The organism is Marinomonas arctica (genome assembly GCF_003259225.1).
Taxonomy (GTDB): Bacteria; Pseudomonadota; Gammaproteobacteria; order Pseudomonadales; family Marinomonadaceae; genus Marinomonas; species Marinomonas arctica.
Genome location: NZ_QHJF01000065.1, coordinates 1 through 2,412, shown reverse-complemented (window position 1 = coordinate 2,412; position 2,412 = coordinate 1). Strand labels below are relative to the sequence as shown.

Annotated in this window: 2 protein-coding genes; both read right to left on the bottom strand. The window is 48.8% G+C overall.

The window, feature by feature from the left end; genetic code table 11:
• The coding region (gene istB, locus DK187_RS20805; protein ID WP_111609209.1) for an IS21-like element ISVch3 family helper ATPase IstB at positions 1-639 on the bottom strand (639 nt) is incomplete at its 3' end.
• A gap of 10 nt (positions 640-649) precedes the next feature.
• A complete protein-coding gene (gene istA / locus DK187_RS20800) occupies positions 650-2,182 on the bottom strand; it encodes an IS21 family transposase (RefSeq protein WP_111609208.1) in 1,533 nt (510 codons plus the stop codon).
• Positions 2,183-2,412: the final 230 nt, after the last annotated feature.

Sequence of the window (2,412 nt, the reverse complement as noted above, 5' to 3'; positions counted from 1 at the left end):
GGTGGCATTGCCGATCATGTTGTACCACTCTTTTACAGGTAACTGACTGATGACGATGGTGCTGCTGTTTTGGTAGCGGTCTTCAAGCACTTCTAACAAGTGACCTGCATGCTCTTGAGTCAGTTTTTCCATCCCCCAGTCATCGAGGATGAGCAAGGCTTTTTTAGCGAGTGATTGGAGTTGCTTTTGATAGCTACCATCTAGACGCCCTGCGGTCAGATCATCAAGCAAGCGAGTTAATCGGTAGTATCTGACCGTTTGTTGTTGGTCGCAGGCGCGGGTTGCCAGTGCGCAACCAAGATACGTTTTACCTGCGCCCGTTGGGCCTGTGATCAAGATGTTCTGGTGCTTGTGCAGATAGCCACCCGTTAGCAGTTCGCTCATCTGCTTGCGGTTGAGGTTTCGTCCCTCCTTGTAGATGAGTTGGCTCGGCTGAGCATCCACTCTCAGCTTGGCTTGTTGTTTTAAGCGTTGGATTTTGCTCTGATTGCGATTCAATATTTCACTTTCCAGAAGCAAGCTTAACCGCTTCTCGAAGTCCAGCTCTGCGTAGGTGGTCAGTTGCTCTTGTTGTTGCTCTAACGCTTTCGCCGCATGGCCCAAGCGCAGGGTTTTGAGTTGGTCATTAAGTGCGTTCATTACATTTCTCCTAGTGATAACAGTTCGGGCCACGAACATTGCTGTGAACAAGGTTCGGTGTGCTTGGAGTGTCTTTGCTCAGTTGCCCCTCGCGATTGTTTTTCAGCAGATTATTGATAAAGGTGTAGTTCGGTTTCGTCAGCATCAGTGCATCTTTACAGGCTTGCTCTAGGCGCGATTCGCCATGGGCTTTGCTCAGGTTGAGTAACCCTAGGCAAGAGCGATAAGACTGCTCTGGATGAGGTTTGGAGTTCAGCATCTTATTGACGACTTCTCGTGTAGCTGGACCGATATTACCTCCCCAGTTGAGCAAGCGCCCAGGTGACCACTTTTGATGTTGATGATTACTTGGCATGTGCTCTGATTGAGTGCTGTTTCCGCGCTCCCTTTGGCTATGTGGGTGCTGGGCGACCAAGTTACCTTTATGGTAGATCTGTACCAGACGGTTGGAGGCTTCCAGTTCGACATGATGGCCAACCAGTTGATGGGGAACCGAGTAGTAATGACGGCGATATTCGATGTGATAGTCAGGCCCAACTTTGGCTCGTTTGGTTTCGGTATATAGGTATCGCTGCTTAGGCAGCGGCTTCAATGCAGGTTTATCGAGTTTGTCGAACAGCGCTTTACGACTCGCGCCATACTGCTTCATCTCTCGTTGATTTAACTCATTCGTCAGCTCTCGGATAGCGAGATTCAGCTCTTTGAAGGTGTGGAAGGTTTGGTGCCGCAGCCGCATCATGATCCAGCGCTCTACAAGAAGCACGGCATTTTCTGCCTTGGCTTTGTCTTTCGGTTTGTAGGGGCGAGCTGGCATCACGGCGGTTTGATAGTGATTCGCCAGTTTCTGATAGCTGTCGTTCAGTCTCGGCTCATAACGATTAGCTTTGGTCACCGCGCTGCGTAGATTATCGGGAACTAAGAGTTGTGGTACACCGCCGAAGTGTTCGAACGCATTCGCATGCGCCTCTAACCAGTAAGGTTTACCTTGACTAGTGAAGGCTTCAACATAGGTGTAATTGGATGCACCTAGAGTGGCGACGAACACTTCGGCTTCGCGCACTTCTCCAGTGCCAGGGTTGACCACCTGAAGCCGAGGCCCACAGTAATCGATAAACAGCTTATCACCTGCAACATGGAGCTGACGCATACTGCGCTTTTGCGTTTTGAACCAGCGAGTGAAGTGCTCACAGAATTGGGTGTAAGCGTAAGCTTGCTCTTGATATTGCTCGTGATATTCCTGCCACAGCAACATCTTCGTCATACCTTTACGTCTAAGTTCGACAGCGTATTGAGTGAAGTCTGGCATGACTTTATCCCGACTGGCTTTCTTGCCATGATACAGCGCCTGAGTGAGAGTCATATCGTTGCAATCTTCAGGTAGAGGCCAGCCTATCTGACTTTGCTTAAAGCGAGCGACAAGTTCTGAGACTGTTGCAAGGCTGACATTAAGGCAACTGGCAATACTACGGTAGGACAACCCACACTCGTATTTAAGACGTAATACCTCTTTGATTTTGTTCATTGGAGTTCTCTTTTTAGCCATTGTCGCTTCCTAACCTTCTTGTTTAAGAAGTAAAGAATAGCGAGTTACTGATTTAAAAGAGAAAAAGATAGGATTTCGGTCATTCCGAACGCGGTTTTCGCTATTCCGAACGCGGTTTTCGGAGTTCGCTTAAAAGCGTTCGGATAATCGCGGAATGAGCGTTCGGATTAAACCGAAATAGGTGTTCGGGTCATACCGAAATGGCTGTTCGGAATGCTCCGAAATACGCA

Coding starts and splice junctions, on each gene's coding strand:
- istA (WP_111609208.1), bottom strand. CDS start 2,182: ATGGCTAAAAAGAGAACTCCAATGAACAAAATCAAAGAGGTATTACGT.